The 13,206-nt window shown below is 64.2% G+C and carries 12 protein-coding genes and 1 pseudogene; 5 read left to right on the forward strand and 8 right to left on the reverse strand.

What is annotated here, in order from left to right; all coding sequences use genetic code 11:
• Positions 1-255: 255 nt before the first annotated feature.
• From P5P27_RS17580 to P5P27_RS17605, 6 genes and pseudogenes are all read right to left on the reverse strand, one after another.
• Positions 256-738: a hypothetical protein gene (locus P5P27_RS17580; RefSeq protein WP_081598160.1), complete on the reverse strand. Its 483-nt coding sequence runs from the start codon at positions 736-738 to the stop codon at positions 256-258.
• A gap of 53 nt (positions 739-791) precedes the next feature.
• Positions 792-2,565, reverse strand: a pseudogene (ctaD, locus tag P5P27_RS17585) (aa3-type cytochrome oxidase subunit I).
• Between the two features lie 82 nt (positions 2,566-2,647).
• Positions 2,648-3,490, reverse strand: a complete 843-nt coding sequence (locus P5P27_RS17590; RefSeq protein ID WP_006898194.1) for a sulfite exporter TauE/SafE family protein — start codon at positions 3,488-3,490, stop codon at positions 2,648-2,650.
• Between the two features lies 1 nt (position 3,491).
• Positions 3,492-3,830 (reverse strand): rhodanese-like domain-containing protein, encoded by a 339-nt coding sequence (locus P5P27_RS17595; protein WP_006898193.1) that lies wholly within the window; start codon positions 3,828-3,830, stop codon positions 3,492-3,494.
• 28 nt (positions 3,831-3,858) lie between these two features.
• On the reverse strand, positions 3,859-4,647 hold the full coding sequence (locus tag P5P27_RS17600) for a GntR family transcriptional regulator (RefSeq protein WP_006898192.1): 789 nt from the start codon (positions 4,645-4,647) through the stop codon (positions 3,859-3,861).
• 485 nt (positions 4,648-5,132) lie between these two features.
• Positions 5,133-6,527, reverse strand: coding sequence for an MBL fold metallo-hydrolase (locus tag P5P27_RS17605; RefSeq protein WP_006898191.1), 1,395 nt, complete (start codon positions 6,525-6,527; stop codon positions 5,133-5,135).
• A gap of 579 nt (positions 6,528-7,106) precedes the next feature.
• Here P5P27_RS17605 and P5P27_RS17610 point away from each other — a divergent pair.
• A complete protein-coding gene (locus P5P27_RS17610) occupies positions 7,107-8,312 on the forward strand; it encodes an NAD(P)/FAD-dependent oxidoreductase (protein WP_006898190.1) in 1,206 nt (401 codons plus the stop codon).
• Positions 8,309-8,845, forward strand: a complete 537-nt coding sequence (locus P5P27_RS17615) for an Rv2732c family membrane protein (protein WP_006898189.1) — start codon at positions 8,309-8,311, stop codon at positions 8,843-8,845. Before P5P27_RS17610 ends, P5P27_RS17615 begins: the two co-directional genes overlap by 4 nt.
• A 93-nt stretch (positions 8,846-8,938) precedes the next feature.
• Here the strand turns inward: P5P27_RS17615 and P5P27_RS17620 are convergent, their stop codons facing one another.
• Together P5P27_RS17620 and P5P27_RS17625 are read right to left on the reverse strand one after the other, a co-directional pair.
• Positions 8,939-9,202 (reverse strand): metal-sensitive transcriptional regulator, encoded by a 264-nt coding sequence (locus P5P27_RS17620; protein ID WP_006898188.1) that lies wholly within the window; start codon positions 9,200-9,202, stop codon positions 8,939-8,941.
• A 121-nt stretch (positions 9,203-9,323) separates the two neighbouring features.
• Positions 9,324-11,411: an MMPL family transporter gene (locus tag P5P27_RS17625; protein WP_233500148.1), complete on the reverse strand. Its 2,088-nt coding sequence runs from the start codon at positions 11,409-11,411 to the stop codon at positions 9,324-9,326.
• A 228-nt stretch (positions 11,412-11,639) separates the two neighbouring features.
• Here P5P27_RS17625 and P5P27_RS17630 point away from each other — a divergent pair, with 228 nt between their 5' ends.
• From P5P27_RS17630 to P5P27_RS17640, 3 genes are read left to right on the forward strand one after another with little or no spacing between them, the layout of a single operon-like run.
• The gene (locus tag P5P27_RS17630) at positions 11,640-11,885 is read left to right on the forward strand and encodes a YgaP family membrane protein (RefSeq protein ID WP_006898186.1); all 246 of its coding nucleotides are present in this window, start codon (positions 11,640-11,642) and stop codon (positions 11,883-11,885) included.
• Between the two features lie 20 nt (positions 11,886-11,905).
• Positions 11,906-12,313 carry a DUF5313 family protein gene (locus P5P27_RS17635; RefSeq protein WP_006898185.1) on the forward strand — a complete coding sequence of 136 codons (408 nt, stop codon included), beginning with the start codon at positions 11,906-11,908 and terminating at the stop codon, positions 12,311-12,313.
• Positions 12,314-12,316: 3 nt separating this feature from the next.
• Positions 12,317-12,952 carry a class I SAM-dependent methyltransferase gene (locus P5P27_RS17640; protein WP_151097334.1) on the forward strand — a complete coding sequence of 212 codons (636 nt, stop codon included), beginning with the start codon at positions 12,317-12,319 and terminating at the stop codon, positions 12,950-12,952.
• The last annotated feature ends 254 nt before the right edge of the window (positions 12,953-13,206 follow it).

Here is a 13,206-nt window from a genome sequence, read left to right on the forward strand (position 1 = left end):
GGCCAGACCGTGCATACGCAGGTCCGCATCGTAGTGAACGAACAGCCCCCACCCGATCAGGTGCAACACCACGACCACACTCGCCATCGCCGGCAAGCGGGGGCTCCGTCGCGGGAAAGTCGATGTCGCGCAGGCACACTCGCGTCGGTCACCGGCACAGCCAGCCGTCCGGCGGGCAGTCGAGGGTAGTTACGATCGACGTCTGCGACCCTGGAGTGGCTTTCGCCGCCGCGGGGTGCAGGCGAGGTTGCTCGATCAGCTTTTCCCGTTCCCGGACATATCGTCGTCGATGCTCGGACCGACCCCGACCCCGACCAAGGTCAACGATCGGCGATGGTGAGGATCGACCCACACCGAAATGGTGGCACCGGTCACCAGTGCGCGGCCGGTCGACCGTTCTGCACGCACATCGCACTGGTACGTTCCGGACCCGGGCACCGTCACTTCCAGTTCCACCCGTCGTGAATCGATGTCGGTGCCCAGGACCACCGCCCACCCCTCGACGATGTCGTCCTCTCGGTCCGCCGCGGTGTCCCGGACCACGGATACCGCTGCAGGATGCAGCGGTGTGCGGGCTGCGAACATCATCGCCGCCATCAGCAGCACCGCGAAGCCGGCCACCACGGCAGCGGTGACAGCGGTCGCTGACCCGGGTGAGAGTCGAGGGACGAGGAAGGTGAACACCAGGATCAGCGCGAGCACGTAGAACCCCATGGCGACCGCGATCGCGTAAGACACCCGTCCCGGTACCAGGACAGCGGCACCTGTCGAGCGCCGTCTCCGCGCGCTCGTCACCGTCTCTCCCCTGAGGTCCCGCTGGCGGTGCCCTCTTCGACGCCGTCGGCGATCACTTCGGAGGGTGCCCGCACAGCGGCGGTGTGGCCCGTCAGCCCGACGTGGGCTTCGGTGCGCATGCGTTCGACCATATGAGGGTAGTGCAGCTCGAACGCCGGCCGCTCGGAACGGATACGAGGTATTTCGGTGAAATTGTGGCGGGGCGGTGGGCAGGTGGTGGCCCATTCGAGAGAGTTGCCGTAGCCCCACGGATCGTCGACGGTGGCGACCTCGCCGTATCGGTAGGACTTGAACACATTCCATACGAACGGCAGCGTGGACAGCCCGAGAATGAACGCTCCGATCGAGGAGATCAGGTTCAAGGTGGTGAATCCGTCGGAGGGCAGGTAGTCGGCGTAGCGGCGCGGCATCCCTTCGTTGCCGAGCCAGTGCTGGACCAGGAACGTCATGTGGAACCCGACGAACGTCGTCCAGAAGTGCCACTTGCCGAGGCGTTCGTCGAGCATGCGTCCGGTGATCTTGGGAAACCAGAAGTACACCCCGGCGTAGGTGGCGAAGACGATGGTCCCGAACAGTACGTAGTGGAAGTGAGCCACCACGAAGTAGGTGTCGGTGACGTGGAAATCGATCGGGGGGGCTGGCCAGCAGCACACCGGTCAGTCCGCCGAACAGGAATGTGATCAGAAATCCGATGCTGAACAGCATCGGGGTTTCCAGGGTGACCTGTCCTCGCCACATGGTGCCGATCCAGTTGAACAACTTCACCCCGGTCGGCACGGCGATGAGGAAGGACATGAACGAAAAGAACGGCAGCAGAACAGCTCCGGTGGCGTACATGTGGTGCGCCCACACCGTGATCGAGAGCGCTGCGATGCCGAGGGTGGCGAAGATCAGACCCTTGTAGCCGAAGATGGGTTTGCGGCTGAAGACCGGGAAGATTTCGGAGACGATGCCGAAGAACGGGAGCGCGACGATGTAGACCTCGGGATGGCCGAAGAACCAGAACAGGTGCTGCCAGAGCACCGCTCCCCCGGTCGCCGGGTCGAACACGTGACCACCGAAGTGTCGATCGAAGGCCAGCCCGGCCAACGCGGCCGCGAAGGTCGGGAACGCCAGCAATACCAGCACCGAGGTCACGAGCATGTTCCAGGTGAAGACCGGCATCCGGAACATCGTCATGCCGGGTGCGCGCAGGCACACCACGGTGGTGATGAAGTTGACCGCGCCCAAGATCGTGCCCAAGCCGGACAGGATCAGCCCCAGTACCCACAGGTCGGCGCCGACGCCGGGGGAATGCAGTGCGCTCGTCAGTGGGGTGTAGGCGGTCCATCCGAAGTCCGCGGCACCTCCCGGGGTGATGAACCCGGCGAGCACGATCAGCGATCCGAACACGTACAGCCAGTACGCGAACGCGTTGAGCCGCGGGAACGCGACGTCCGGTGCCCCGATCTGAAGCGGCAGAATGTAATTGGCGAATCCGTACGCGACCGGGACGGCGTAGAGCAACAGCATAATCGTGCCGTGCATGGTGAACAGCTGGTTGTACTGCTCGTTGGACAGGAACTGCAACCCCGGTACGGCGAGTTCGGTGCGCATGAGCAGCGCCATCAACCCGCCGATGAGGAACAACCCGAACGAGGTGACCAGATACATCTTCCCGATCGTCTTGTGATCGGTGGTGGTCACCAATTGGAACAGCGTCGAGCCCTTCGGCTCGTGACGCATCGGATACGGCCTGGCCGCCTCAGGGCGGGGAATCAGTGCGGTCATCGACGATTTCCTCGAACTAGGTGTGGGATGCGCCCGCATTTGCATGCGCAGAAATAGGCTCAGTGATGCACAACGATGTGCGTTACAGGGCCATGGAGGCCTGGACGGTGACGTAGACGGCCACGACGAGCAACAGGGCTGCGAAGCTACGGGTGAGTGTGGTGGCAGAGACTTTGTCGCTGATGGCTTTTCCTGCGAACGATCCGGCGATGGCCGCGAGGGTGAACGGTACGACGATCTCCCACGGGATGGTGGCACCTGTGCCGAGGCGTTCGGTGAAGGCTCCCGCGCTGGTGATGGAGATGATCACCAGCGACGTTCCGACCGCGACGGGCATCGAGTAGCCCAGTGCCAGAACCAGGGCGGGGACGATGAGGAAGCCGCCGCCCACTCCCAGAAACCCGGTGAGGAAGCCGACGACGAGCGCGGAAGCGACCAGCTTGACTACCTGCGACGTGGTGATCTTCACTTTCGCGGGCTTGGTGGCGACCGCAACGGCACCCGGGCGTGTTCCCGCGGTCTCGGCCGGGTTCGGTGTCGGTAGGTCGGCATCGTGTCCACGCCGGGTGCGGCGCAGCATCGCACCGGCGGCGACGATCATCAGTGCCGCGAACGCGAGCAGCAAGATCTGCGGGTCGACCGATCGGTTGAGGATCGATCCACCGAAGGCGGTGACCGAGCCCAGAATTCCGAACACTGCCGCTGCCCGCCACCGAACGTGCCGTGCTCGCGCATGACTGATGGCCGCGATGATCGAGGTGATTCCGACGATGATCAACGAGGCGCTCGTTGCCGACTGCGGTTCGACCGCCAGGAGATACACCAGGGCAGGAACAGTCAGTATCGATCCCCCACCACCGAGCGCGCCGAGGGAAAGACCGATGAGAATCCCTGCGGCAACTGCAATCGCCAGGGTGGCGACCATGTCAGATCACTGCGCCGGGGGTGCCGTCATCACGGACCACAGGGCGGCCGTCTTCGTGCCACGCTTTCATTCCGCCCGACAGATTGTGCGCTGTACGACCGGCATCGGTGAGGGCCGCGACAGCTTTGCTCGACCGAGCGCCCGACCGGCACACCACGACCAATTTCTGCTCAGGAGGGTAGGCAGCAGGATCGAGATCGCCGAGGCGTACATGGACGGCGTCCGGGGCGTGGCCGGCAGCCCATTCGTCGTCCTCGCGGACATCGATCAGGATGGCTCCCGATTCGGCGATCAGTGCATATGCGGCGGCCGGATCGGCTTCCGGTGGTGCTCCAGTCATGAACAACGCTCCTTGGATCAGTGGGTGCTTACAGGGCGTGCAGCGGCGTGGCCGGCACGAAGCGATAGCCCTCGCTCGGTGAGAACGTGGCCGAGACGGTGAACCGATCTCCTCGAATCACTGTGTGCCGCAACTCCACCGGCCGGGAATTCATGCAGCCCAAGCGGCGGATCGACAGCGCCGCGGTCTTCGAGTCGAGTTCGAGTGCTGCCGCATCCTCCGGATCCGGCACGACGGCAGTGACGTCCTCGCGGCCACCGGTCAGGCGGATGCCGCAGCGTTTCTCGAGCTCGATGTAGAGAGCCGTGTGAGTGAAGTCCGCATCCAGGAGGTCGCGTGCCAGCTCCCCCGGCAACCAGGCACGGTCGAGAGCCAACGGCATGGTCCCTGCCATACGGATGCGCTCCAGGTAGAGCAGCGGAGCCTTGGGACCGACCTGCAAGGTAGCGGCCACCGCGGGGTCGGTCCGCAGTTCGAGTGCACGCACCACGCTGTGCTGAGCAACACCCGTGGCTTCCACGGCAGCGAAGAGACTGTAGAGCGCACCGAGTGGCTGCTCGATCACCGGCGGAGCCGCCAACCGAGAAGGCCGGCCACGCTCTGCAATCAAGATTCCTTCGTTCCGCAGGTGCCGCAGGGCCTCGCGGGTGGTGTGACGGCTCACCCCGTAGCTCGTCGTCAACGCATGCTCGCCCGGGAACTCGGAGCCGGCGAATTCGTCGTCACCGATTCGGCGGACCAGATCGGCATGCAGTTGCGCCCACAGCGGCATCGCACTGGAGCGGTCGAGCGCGGCGCTGCGATCGGGTTCAACCATCAGAGGCCCTCCTGTCGATCTGTGTCGGAATCCGAATTCGAGCCGCCGGCTGCTGACCCTCGGGGCCACTGTACAACAAATGTACGTACATCCGTACGGACGGCAGTGATGCTCTCTACGCGTCGAAGCGATGTCGACCGAGGATCTCGGGGACCGCAGCTCCCCCCGTCCCCGAGAAACCATCCGTCGGCGTCGCCGACACACAACGAGACAATGCTTGCTTCGAGAAAAGTTGTTTCCCACCACGAACGAGCGCCTGGTGGAGATCGCGCCGAACCTGGTGAATCCGCCCGCGTAGCGAGCGTCATCGTTTCGCTTCCCAGTCGGTCCCGGATCAGGCCAGTCGGTGCCGGATCAGGAGTGTCGCCCGGGGGCTGCTCGCCCGGGGCCTGCTCTACCGTCGGTGGCGCAGCGAGCCGACAGGGCGAGCACCGGACCGAACCGGGGGCGGACTGCACGACCGCCTCCGATTCGGGCGGGTTCGATCAGACTGTTTCGAGGTTGCGCTCGGCCCAGGCGGCGTAGCTGCCCTCGAGTTCGACAACTCGGTAGCCGGCGCGGCGCAGGGCGCTGGCTGCGACCGCGTTACGGACGCCGCTCTGGCAATAAGTCACGATCGGACCGCCCGTGGGCAGTCCGTCGAGGTTCCACAGCAATCGGCCACCGCTGAGCTGTTCGGAGCCAGGTATGTGGCCGTCGGCGTGTTCGGTTTTGTTGCGCACGTCCAGCACCATTGCCGGGTCGAACGAATCCAGCTCGTCCGCACCGATCGTCTCGGGTGTCGTCATGGGGAGCCCTCGTAGACTCGTGACGTACCCGGTCACCGTATCGATGCCGACCCGCAGCAGGTGATCACGTAGCTCGTCGGCGACGGCGTGGTCCTCGGCGAGCACCACCAGTGGAGTGTCCTCTCGTTCGGGGTCGTAGACCCAGGCACCGAACGAGGCTGCCTTGTCGATGCCGGGGATGTTGAGCGCTCCGGGGACAGCGCCGGCGTGCACCTCATCTTGGCCGCGGGTGTCGAGGAGGACGACCTCGTCGGAGTCGAGGGCGCGTGCCAATTCTGCGGAGTCGTACTCGCGCAAGGGAGAGAGTGGCCCGAGAACGACCGGGCCCTGCTTGTTCTGACGCTTCATCCGGCCGAAGTAGGCGTGTGCATCCGGTTGACCGTCGAGCATCTCGTCGACGAAGCCCTGCTCGTCGTCGCGCTCGACATACCCGGCCCACCAAGCGAAACGGCGTTCGTAGCCGACGCTGGTCGACGGAAGCGCGCCGAGAGCTTTTCCGCAGGCACTGCCCGAACCGTGACCGGGAAAGACCTGGATATGATCCGGCTGCGTGACGAACGACCGCTTCAGACTGCGGAAGATCTGTTTGGCACCCTCGAAACGGGTGTCGACACCGTCTGCAGCTTCGTCGAGTAGGTCCGGGCGGCCGAGATCGCCGGCGAAGACGAAGTCGCCCGTCAACATGTATCCCGGAGCATCGGCGAAGGCGCCGTCGGTCACCAGGAACGAGAGGTGCTCCGGGGTATGACCGGGCGTGTGAACGGCTTGCACGGTGATGTTGCCCAGAGCCAGCGTGTCGCCATCGTGGAGGCGTTCGGCCTCGAAGCCGTACTGCCAGTCGTCGCCGCCCTCTCCTGAGACGTAGGTGGTCGCGCCGGTGGCCTTGGCCAGCTCGCGGGTGCCGGACAGGTAGTCGGCATGGATGTGGGTCTCGGTGACGGCGGTGATGGTCATGCCATGTCGATCGGCCAGGTCCAGGTACACACCGATGTCGCGGCGGGCGTCGACCACCACTGCCTCTCCCTTGGCCTGGCAGCCGATGAAGTATCCGGCTTGGGCGAGGTCTTCGTCGTAGATGCGTTCGAGAAGCATCGAAATCTCCTTGTCGATCGTGGTGGCGTTCGTACAGGTCTCAGAATTCATGGTACCCCGTGGGGTATTTCAGGAGGTTCTGTGCGGCGAGGTGCACGGTTCCGATTCCTGCGGGGTGGAGGTGAAGTGGGCGGCATTCCACTGGGCGACCAGGGGCATCGCAACCGACTGATCCAGCGAGGCGCAACGACTCACAGCGACATCGCAGTGGTTGCCGATCATCACGTCCTCCTCAGCCGTCCGGCACTCACCGACTCGGGGCGGACGAGGAAATTTCATTCGTCCCGAGTGTGGCGTTTGTCAGTATTGGCGACTAACCTCTTCCATAATGTACGTACATCCGTACGATCAATCAAGGAGAGGGCGACGTACACCTCGGCACGTGTCCTTGCACCACCTGCTCGAACGCCGGAATGACCTTCCAGCACGACTGCTGTGGATGCAGTGCACCTGGCTTCAATGACCACCAATGTTGTGACCACACGGCTCGCGCCCACACCGACGTCGAGCTGAACCACCCGGCATCAACCGAAATCGAGACAGCGCTCACCGAGCTCGTGTCTCGAACAGGAGGACCACATGTCCGCGCACACCATCGACCACAAAGTCGCGATCATCGGCGGAGGCAACGCCGGTATTTCGCTCGCGGCACGTTTGCGGCGAGCAGGAATGACCGACATCGGCATCATCGAGCCGGCAGAGACCCACTATTACCAACCTTTGTGGACGCTCGTCGGTGGAGGCCGCGCCCCGGCCTCGGAGAGTGCGCGCAGCGAGGCGTCGGTGATGCCCCAGGGCGTCGGCTGGATCAAGGATCGCGCCGAGGGGGTCGACCCCGATGCCCAGACGGTCAGCACCTCCTCGGGAACTACGATCCATTACGACCACCTGGTGGTGTGCCCCGGCATCCAGCTCGACTGGGATTCGGTGTCCGGCATGGCCGAATCGATCGACACCCCGCAGGTCTCGAGCAATTACCGCTACGATCTCGCACCCAAGACGTGGCAGATGATTCAAAAGATGCGGTCGGGCACCGCCGTGTTCACGATGCCCTCCGGCCCCATCAAATGCGCGGGTGCCCCGCAGAAGATCGCGTACCTCGCGGCCGACTACTGGCGCGAGCAGGGCGTGCTCGATGCCATCCGAGTTGTCCTCGTCCTGCCCACACCCGGAATGTTCGGGGTACCGGTGTTCGCCGAGGAGCTCGAACGAGTCGTGGCGCGTTACGGCATCGAGGTGCGCAAGAACAGCGAAGTCACCGCTGTCGATCCGGACGGCCGGTCGGTGACGATCACCGACAACAGTGCAGGTACCACCGACGAGCTACCCTACGATCTGCTCCACGTCGTACCGCGCCAATCTGCACCGGACTGGATCAAGGCCAGCCCCATAGCGGACCCCGAGAATCCAGCCGGATACGTCCAGATCGACAAGAACACACTGCGTCACAACAGATTCGACAACATCTTCGCCCTCGGTGACGCCGGATCGTCACCGAATTCCAAGACCGGTGCCGCCATCCGCAAGCAAGCACCCGTGGTCGCCGAGAACCTGCAGGCGAGCATCGCCGGCCGTCCACTGACCGCACAGTACGGCGGGTACGCCTCCTGCCCCTTGACCACCTCTCGTAAGACGATGCTTCTGGCCGAGTTCGACTACACGATGCAGCCGGCTCCCTCGATACCGCTGATCGACACCACCCGCGAACGCCGCGACATGTGGTTCCTCAAGAGACGCGGACTGCCGGCGTTGTACTGGAATGCCATTCTCACCGGCCGAGCGTGAACGGTCGACCGCCGCACAGTTACGACCGCGAGGGCGACCTGAGCCACTATCGGTCGGTGTTCGAGGCCATCGAACGACGCGTGATACCGGAGGTGGTGATCACCCGGGTCACCCCGTATCTGCTCGTTCTGGTGTCGGCGGCCGTGCTCGGAGTGGTGCTTCCGCACACCGGCGGCGCACACGGGTACGACGTTCTTCTGCGCACCGAAAGCGCCGACGCGGAATCAGCGGGTGTGTTGGCGACACTGTTCACCGCATTCACTCTCACGTTCACCGTCGTAGCGGCCTCGATCGCGCGTCTGGTTCGGCGTTTTCGGTGGGCCGCTCTGGCTTTGGCGGGCAACGGTGTCACCACGGTGTTCGGTGTGCTCGCGATCTGGGCTCGGCAGTCACTGGCACCGACCGCGACGGTGGCGGGTCCATCGATCGGCCTGTATCTGGGGGCGGTGGCAGCCCTGCTGTCCACCGTTCTCTGGGCTCGTGTGGTGTTCACCCGCCCACCCGAGCATCCCGGTCCAGCGCGCAGGAGCTGACACGTCGCGGGCCCGAGCACCCCATCTCGAACCGGCTGTCCTGCCTCGGTCCGATCACCCCCGTGCATCGATGCGGGGGTGATCGGACCGTTGTCAGGCGAGGGCGAGAAAGAGCTTCTCGAGCTCCGCTTCGCTCATCTTCTCCCCTGTTTCCGCCCCGGTGATGCACTCACGGAGTCCGGTGGCGACGATCTTGAAGCCTGCCCGGTCGAGAGCCTTCGACACCGCGGCCAGCTGGGTGACGACGTCCTTGCAGTCACGGCCGCTCTCGATCATCGAGATCACTCCTGCGAGCTGACCCTGCGCACGCCGCAGACGGTTCAGTACCAACGCGATGCTTTCGGTGTCACCGGTCATGTCGTTCAGTCCTTCGTTCGATGAAACTCCAGGTTACCCCTAGGGGTAAGAGTGGTCGTGGTGGCCGACGCCGGACGGTATCGGCCACCACCATGGTGAGCATCTCGACTGTGCGAGCGTCTCAGCTGTGCGAGAAGCCGATCTTGGGTAGTACTGCTCGTAGCCACGTGGGTGACCACCATGCGGCATGGCCGGTCAGGCGCAGGAGCACCGGCAGCAGAACCAAGCGGATGAGTATCGCGTCCAGCAATACGGCGACACCCAGAATGATGCCCATCTCCTTGGGTGGCAGTGGTTCGGCGAGCGCGAACGAGAAGAACACCGCGATCATCACCGCTGCGGCCGCGAAGATCACCCGACCCGAATGCGCCATTCCGTCGACCTGAGAACCGTGCGGATCACCGGTGTTCTCGTAGTGTTCCTTGACGCTCGACAGCAGAAACACCGTGTAGTCCATCGCGATTGCGAAGATCATCGCGAAGAAGAACACCGGGCCCCAACCGTTCAGGAATCCCTGCGGGGTGAATCCGAGCAGCGACGCCCCGTGACCGTCTTGGAAGATCAGCTTCGCCACACCGAATGCTGCGCCGGTGGACAGCAGGCTGACCACGGTCCCCAGCAGGGCGATCAGCGGTGCCTGGAGCGCGATCAGCAGCAGCAGGAATCCGAGCACGAGGATCACCGACACCACGATCGGCAGGTACTCGTTCAACGCGGTCTGTAGGTCCAGGTTCTCCGCGGGTGCACCGCCGACGATCGCTCCCTCGGGCAGCTCGGCGCGCAAGGCGTCGAGTGTGGTCTCGAGTGCGGGGTCCGACGGGTCCACGTTCGGGATGGCCTGCAGCATGACGTAATCGGATCCGTCCATGGCGGGCATGGGCGGCGTCACCATCGATACGCCGTCGACGCTCGCTGCGATCTGTGCGGTCTGCTCTGCCTCCGCCGTGGGGGCGATGATCTGCAGCATGCCTGGTGCGCCTTCGCCCATCTGTGCCTGCACCAGTTCGTAGCCTTGGCGGACCGGAGCGTCCTCGGGGACAACCGAAATGGACGGCATGGCGACCTTGAGACCCAGTGCCGGAATCGACAGCGCCACCAGAATCAGCAGGGAGCCGATGGCGAACGGCCACGGATGCTTGTGCAGCAACTGACCCCAGGTCGCGAATTTCGGCGAGCGGTGCACCTGTCGCTTCGCGTACGGGAGGGAGCCGGCATTGACCTTCGGTCCGAGCTTGCCCAGAACTGCGGGGAGCAGTGTGAGGGTGGCCGCGAGAACGAACACCACCGCGAGCATGATGCCCACGGCCATCGTGCGTACCGCAGGTGCAGGTACCAGAAGCACGGCGGACAGGCTGATCAGCACGGTCAGGCCGGACAGCAGGACTGCTTTGCCTGCCGTGTCCATCGTTTCTGCCACTGCACGCTGGGGGTCGATCCGTCCGGCGTCGATGGTCTTGCGGAGCGCATCCCGGAATCGGACGACGAGGAAGAGCGCGTAGTCGATACCGAGCGCCAGCGCGAACATCATCGCAAAGTTCATCGCCCACACCGAGATCGGTGTGATTTCGTTGAGCAGAACCAGACCACCCGCGGATGCGACGAGGCCGGCCAGAGTCAACAGCAAGGGCAGACCTGCCGCGACGAGCGATCCGAACGCGAGCACCATGATCGCCAATGTGACGGGCCAGGAGATGATTTCGGCCTTGATCATCGCGTCGTGGTTGGCCTTGTTGAAGTCACTCCACAGTGCCGATGCTCCGGTCGGGTAGACCTCGATCGAGTCCGTGGAGGCTGCGGTCAGCTCACCTTTGAGATCGTCGACGGCCTTCACCATCTCGTCGGTGGTCCCGTTCGCTCCACCGATGAGGATCCCGGTGTGTCCGTCGGGGCTGATCGACATTCCCGGTTGCGGGGGGATCACCTCGGAAATCCGCGAATCGGCGGCCAGAATGTCGGTGACCTCGGAAATGACCGCCGCGACAGCGGGATCGGTCACCTGCTCGGTGTCCGAATGCACGACCACCTGGATCGCGGCCGAGGAGTTCCCGCCGAAGTGCTCCTGTGCGAGTTCGCGAACCTGGACCGACTCCGATCCGTTGGATTGCCACCCGGCACCGGCGAGGGATCCGAACACCGACGGGGCGAACGCTCCCAATCCGATGATGACCACGAGCCACGCGGTGACCACCCACTTGAAGTTGCCTGCCATGCGCGCACCGAAGCGCGCCAACGGCCCGCCGGTGATTCCTGGCGGCGAGTTGTCTGCAGAACTCTCGTCGGTTCGAACGTCGGTGGAACTCACATCGTGCCCTTACTGGTCGGGAAGATGGAGGAACCGTAACACAGTACCCCCAGGGGTATGCTGGTATCATCGTATCTACCCCCTAGGGTATGCACGGACGACCGCACCACACGCAGAGAAGCGAGGATCTACCGCATGTCATGCACCGACACCCTCACCGGCCCCGGCGGACCGAGTATCGAACGCGCAGTCCCCGCGCTGGCGGGCACCATGGTCCTTGCCAGCCTCGCCGCCGGTTCCCTTCACGACCGCCGCTGGCATGTCCTGACAGCATTCGTCGGCGGGAATCTGCTGCTGTATTCCGCAGTCGGATGGTGCCCGGCCAGCCTGTTGATGAAGCGGCTGGGGATGCGTCAGAGCACAGCGACCCCGACCCGGTGAACCGCAACAGGACCCGCCCTTTGCCGTGGCAGTGGGTCGGCTACGCCTTCGGCCGCACTCTGCCCTCGACCATGACGGACTGGGTGGCCAACGATCTGACGGGCAATCACGCCGTGGTTCGGCACCTGATCCGCGGCCAGGTTCCGTTTCTTCCCATCTACGCCGTGTTCATGTTCTTTCCGGGTGAACTGTGGTTGCGTGGTTCCATGGTGCTTCTGGCGGTCCTGCTCTCGCTGTTCTTCACCGCCTCGTACATGGAAGAGAATCGGCAACGCCGCCTCGTGCGACACATGCTGCCCCGCGATCTCACGAACTCCCGTAAAGCGCAGGAATCGGAGCTGGTCAAGAAGCGTTATCTGGCGGCGCACCCCGAGTCCGAGGCCTCACGCACCGCCGCGGCACCCATCGCTCCCGGCCGGGAGCACTGAGCGATGGTCGGCGATTCGACGCACCGTCTCGCCCGATGGCAACGATTCTGGGACAAGCAAGCGGCCGGTTACGACAAGCACATGACCTTCCTCGACCGAGTCCTTTTCCGCGACACCAGATCCTGGATCTGCAGTCGCGCCCGAGGCCAGGTTCTCGAGGTCGCAGTGGGAACGGGACTCAATCTCGAGCACTACCCGGCGGGGACATCGTTGACCGGAATCGAGCTGAGTCCGGACATGCTCGCGCAGGCACACTTTCGCGCCGCCGACGTCAGACCGGATGCGCACCTGACGCTCGGGGACGCTCATGCTCTCGACTTTCCCGATGCATCCTTCGACACCGTGGTGTGCACGTTCTCACTCTGCGCCATCCCCGCCACGGACATCGCGCTCGCGGAAATGTCGCGGGTGCTGCGTCCGGGTGGAACGTTGCTACTCGCCGATCACGTCGCCTCGTCGATCCGGCCGGTTCGATGGATCCAACGCGCCCTGGAACTGGTGAGCGTCCCGATCGGCGGCGAGCACTTTCTGCGCCGGCCCTCGCTCGTGATCACCGGTGACGAGAGCTTCTCCATCGAGGACATCGACCGGTTCACTCTCGGTCTTGTCGAGCGTCTTCACGCCACGAAAGTGGCCTGAACGGGAGCAAGGACCACCATCCTCGCGGCACGAACTACCGGCCACGCCCGGCTATCTCGGTCTCGACGAACTCGAGAAGTTGCTTCTCTGCCATCCACCCACACTTGTCGCGCACCCACGGCGAACAACCCAGGATGTAGGGGCGACGAGATCAGCCCACCGAGACTTCGCAACGACGCCGAGGCTCCGACGCTGAACCCATTTCACCCCCGCACCGAGAGTCGGTACGGGGGTGAAGATGGGGTTCGATGGAG

Origin of the sequence: Gordonia sihwensis, assembly GCF_029632925.1 — a bacterium.
GTDB classification, from domain to species: domain Bacteria; phylum Actinomycetota; class Actinomycetes; order Mycobacteriales; family Mycobacteriaceae; genus Gordonia; species Gordonia sihwensis.

Excerpts from the sequence above, each read along its gene's own strand:
- P5P27_RS17600 (WP_006898192.1), bottom strand. The coding sequence starts at position 4,647 with ATGGTTGAACCCGATCGCAGCGCCGCGCTCGACCGCTCCAGTGCGATG.
- P5P27_RS17620 (WP_006898188.1), bottom strand. The coding sequence starts at position 9,202 with ATGACCGGTGACACCGAAAGCATCGCGTTGGTACTGAACCGTCTGCGG.
- P5P27_RS17605 (WP_006898191.1), bottom strand. The coding sequence starts at position 6,527 with ATGCTTCTCGAACGCATCTACGACGAAGACCTCGCCCAAGCCGGATAC.
- P5P27_RS17625 (WP_233500148.1), bottom strand. The coding sequence starts at position 11,411 with ATGGCAGGCAACTTCAAGTGGGTGGTCACCGCGTGGCTCGTGGTCATC.
- P5P27_RS17610 (WP_006898190.1), top strand. The coding sequence starts at position 7,107 with ATGTCCGCGCACACCATCGACCACAAAGTCGCGATCATCGGCGGAGGC.
- P5P27_RS17595 (WP_006898193.1), bottom strand. The coding sequence starts at position 3,830 with ATGACTGGAGCACCACCGGAAGCCGATCCGGCCGCCGCATATGCACTG.
- P5P27_RS17630 (WP_006898186.1), top strand. The coding sequence starts at position 11,640 with ATGTCATGCACCGACACCCTCACCGGCCCCGGCGGACCGAGTATCGAA.
- P5P27_RS17640 (WP_151097334.1), top strand. The coding sequence starts at position 12,317 with ATGGTCGGCGATTCGACGCACCGTCTCGCCCGATGGCAACGATTCTGG.
- P5P27_RS17590 (WP_006898194.1), bottom strand. The coding sequence starts at position 3,490 with ATGGTCGCCACCCTGGCGATTGCAGTTGCCGCAGGGATTCTCATCGGT.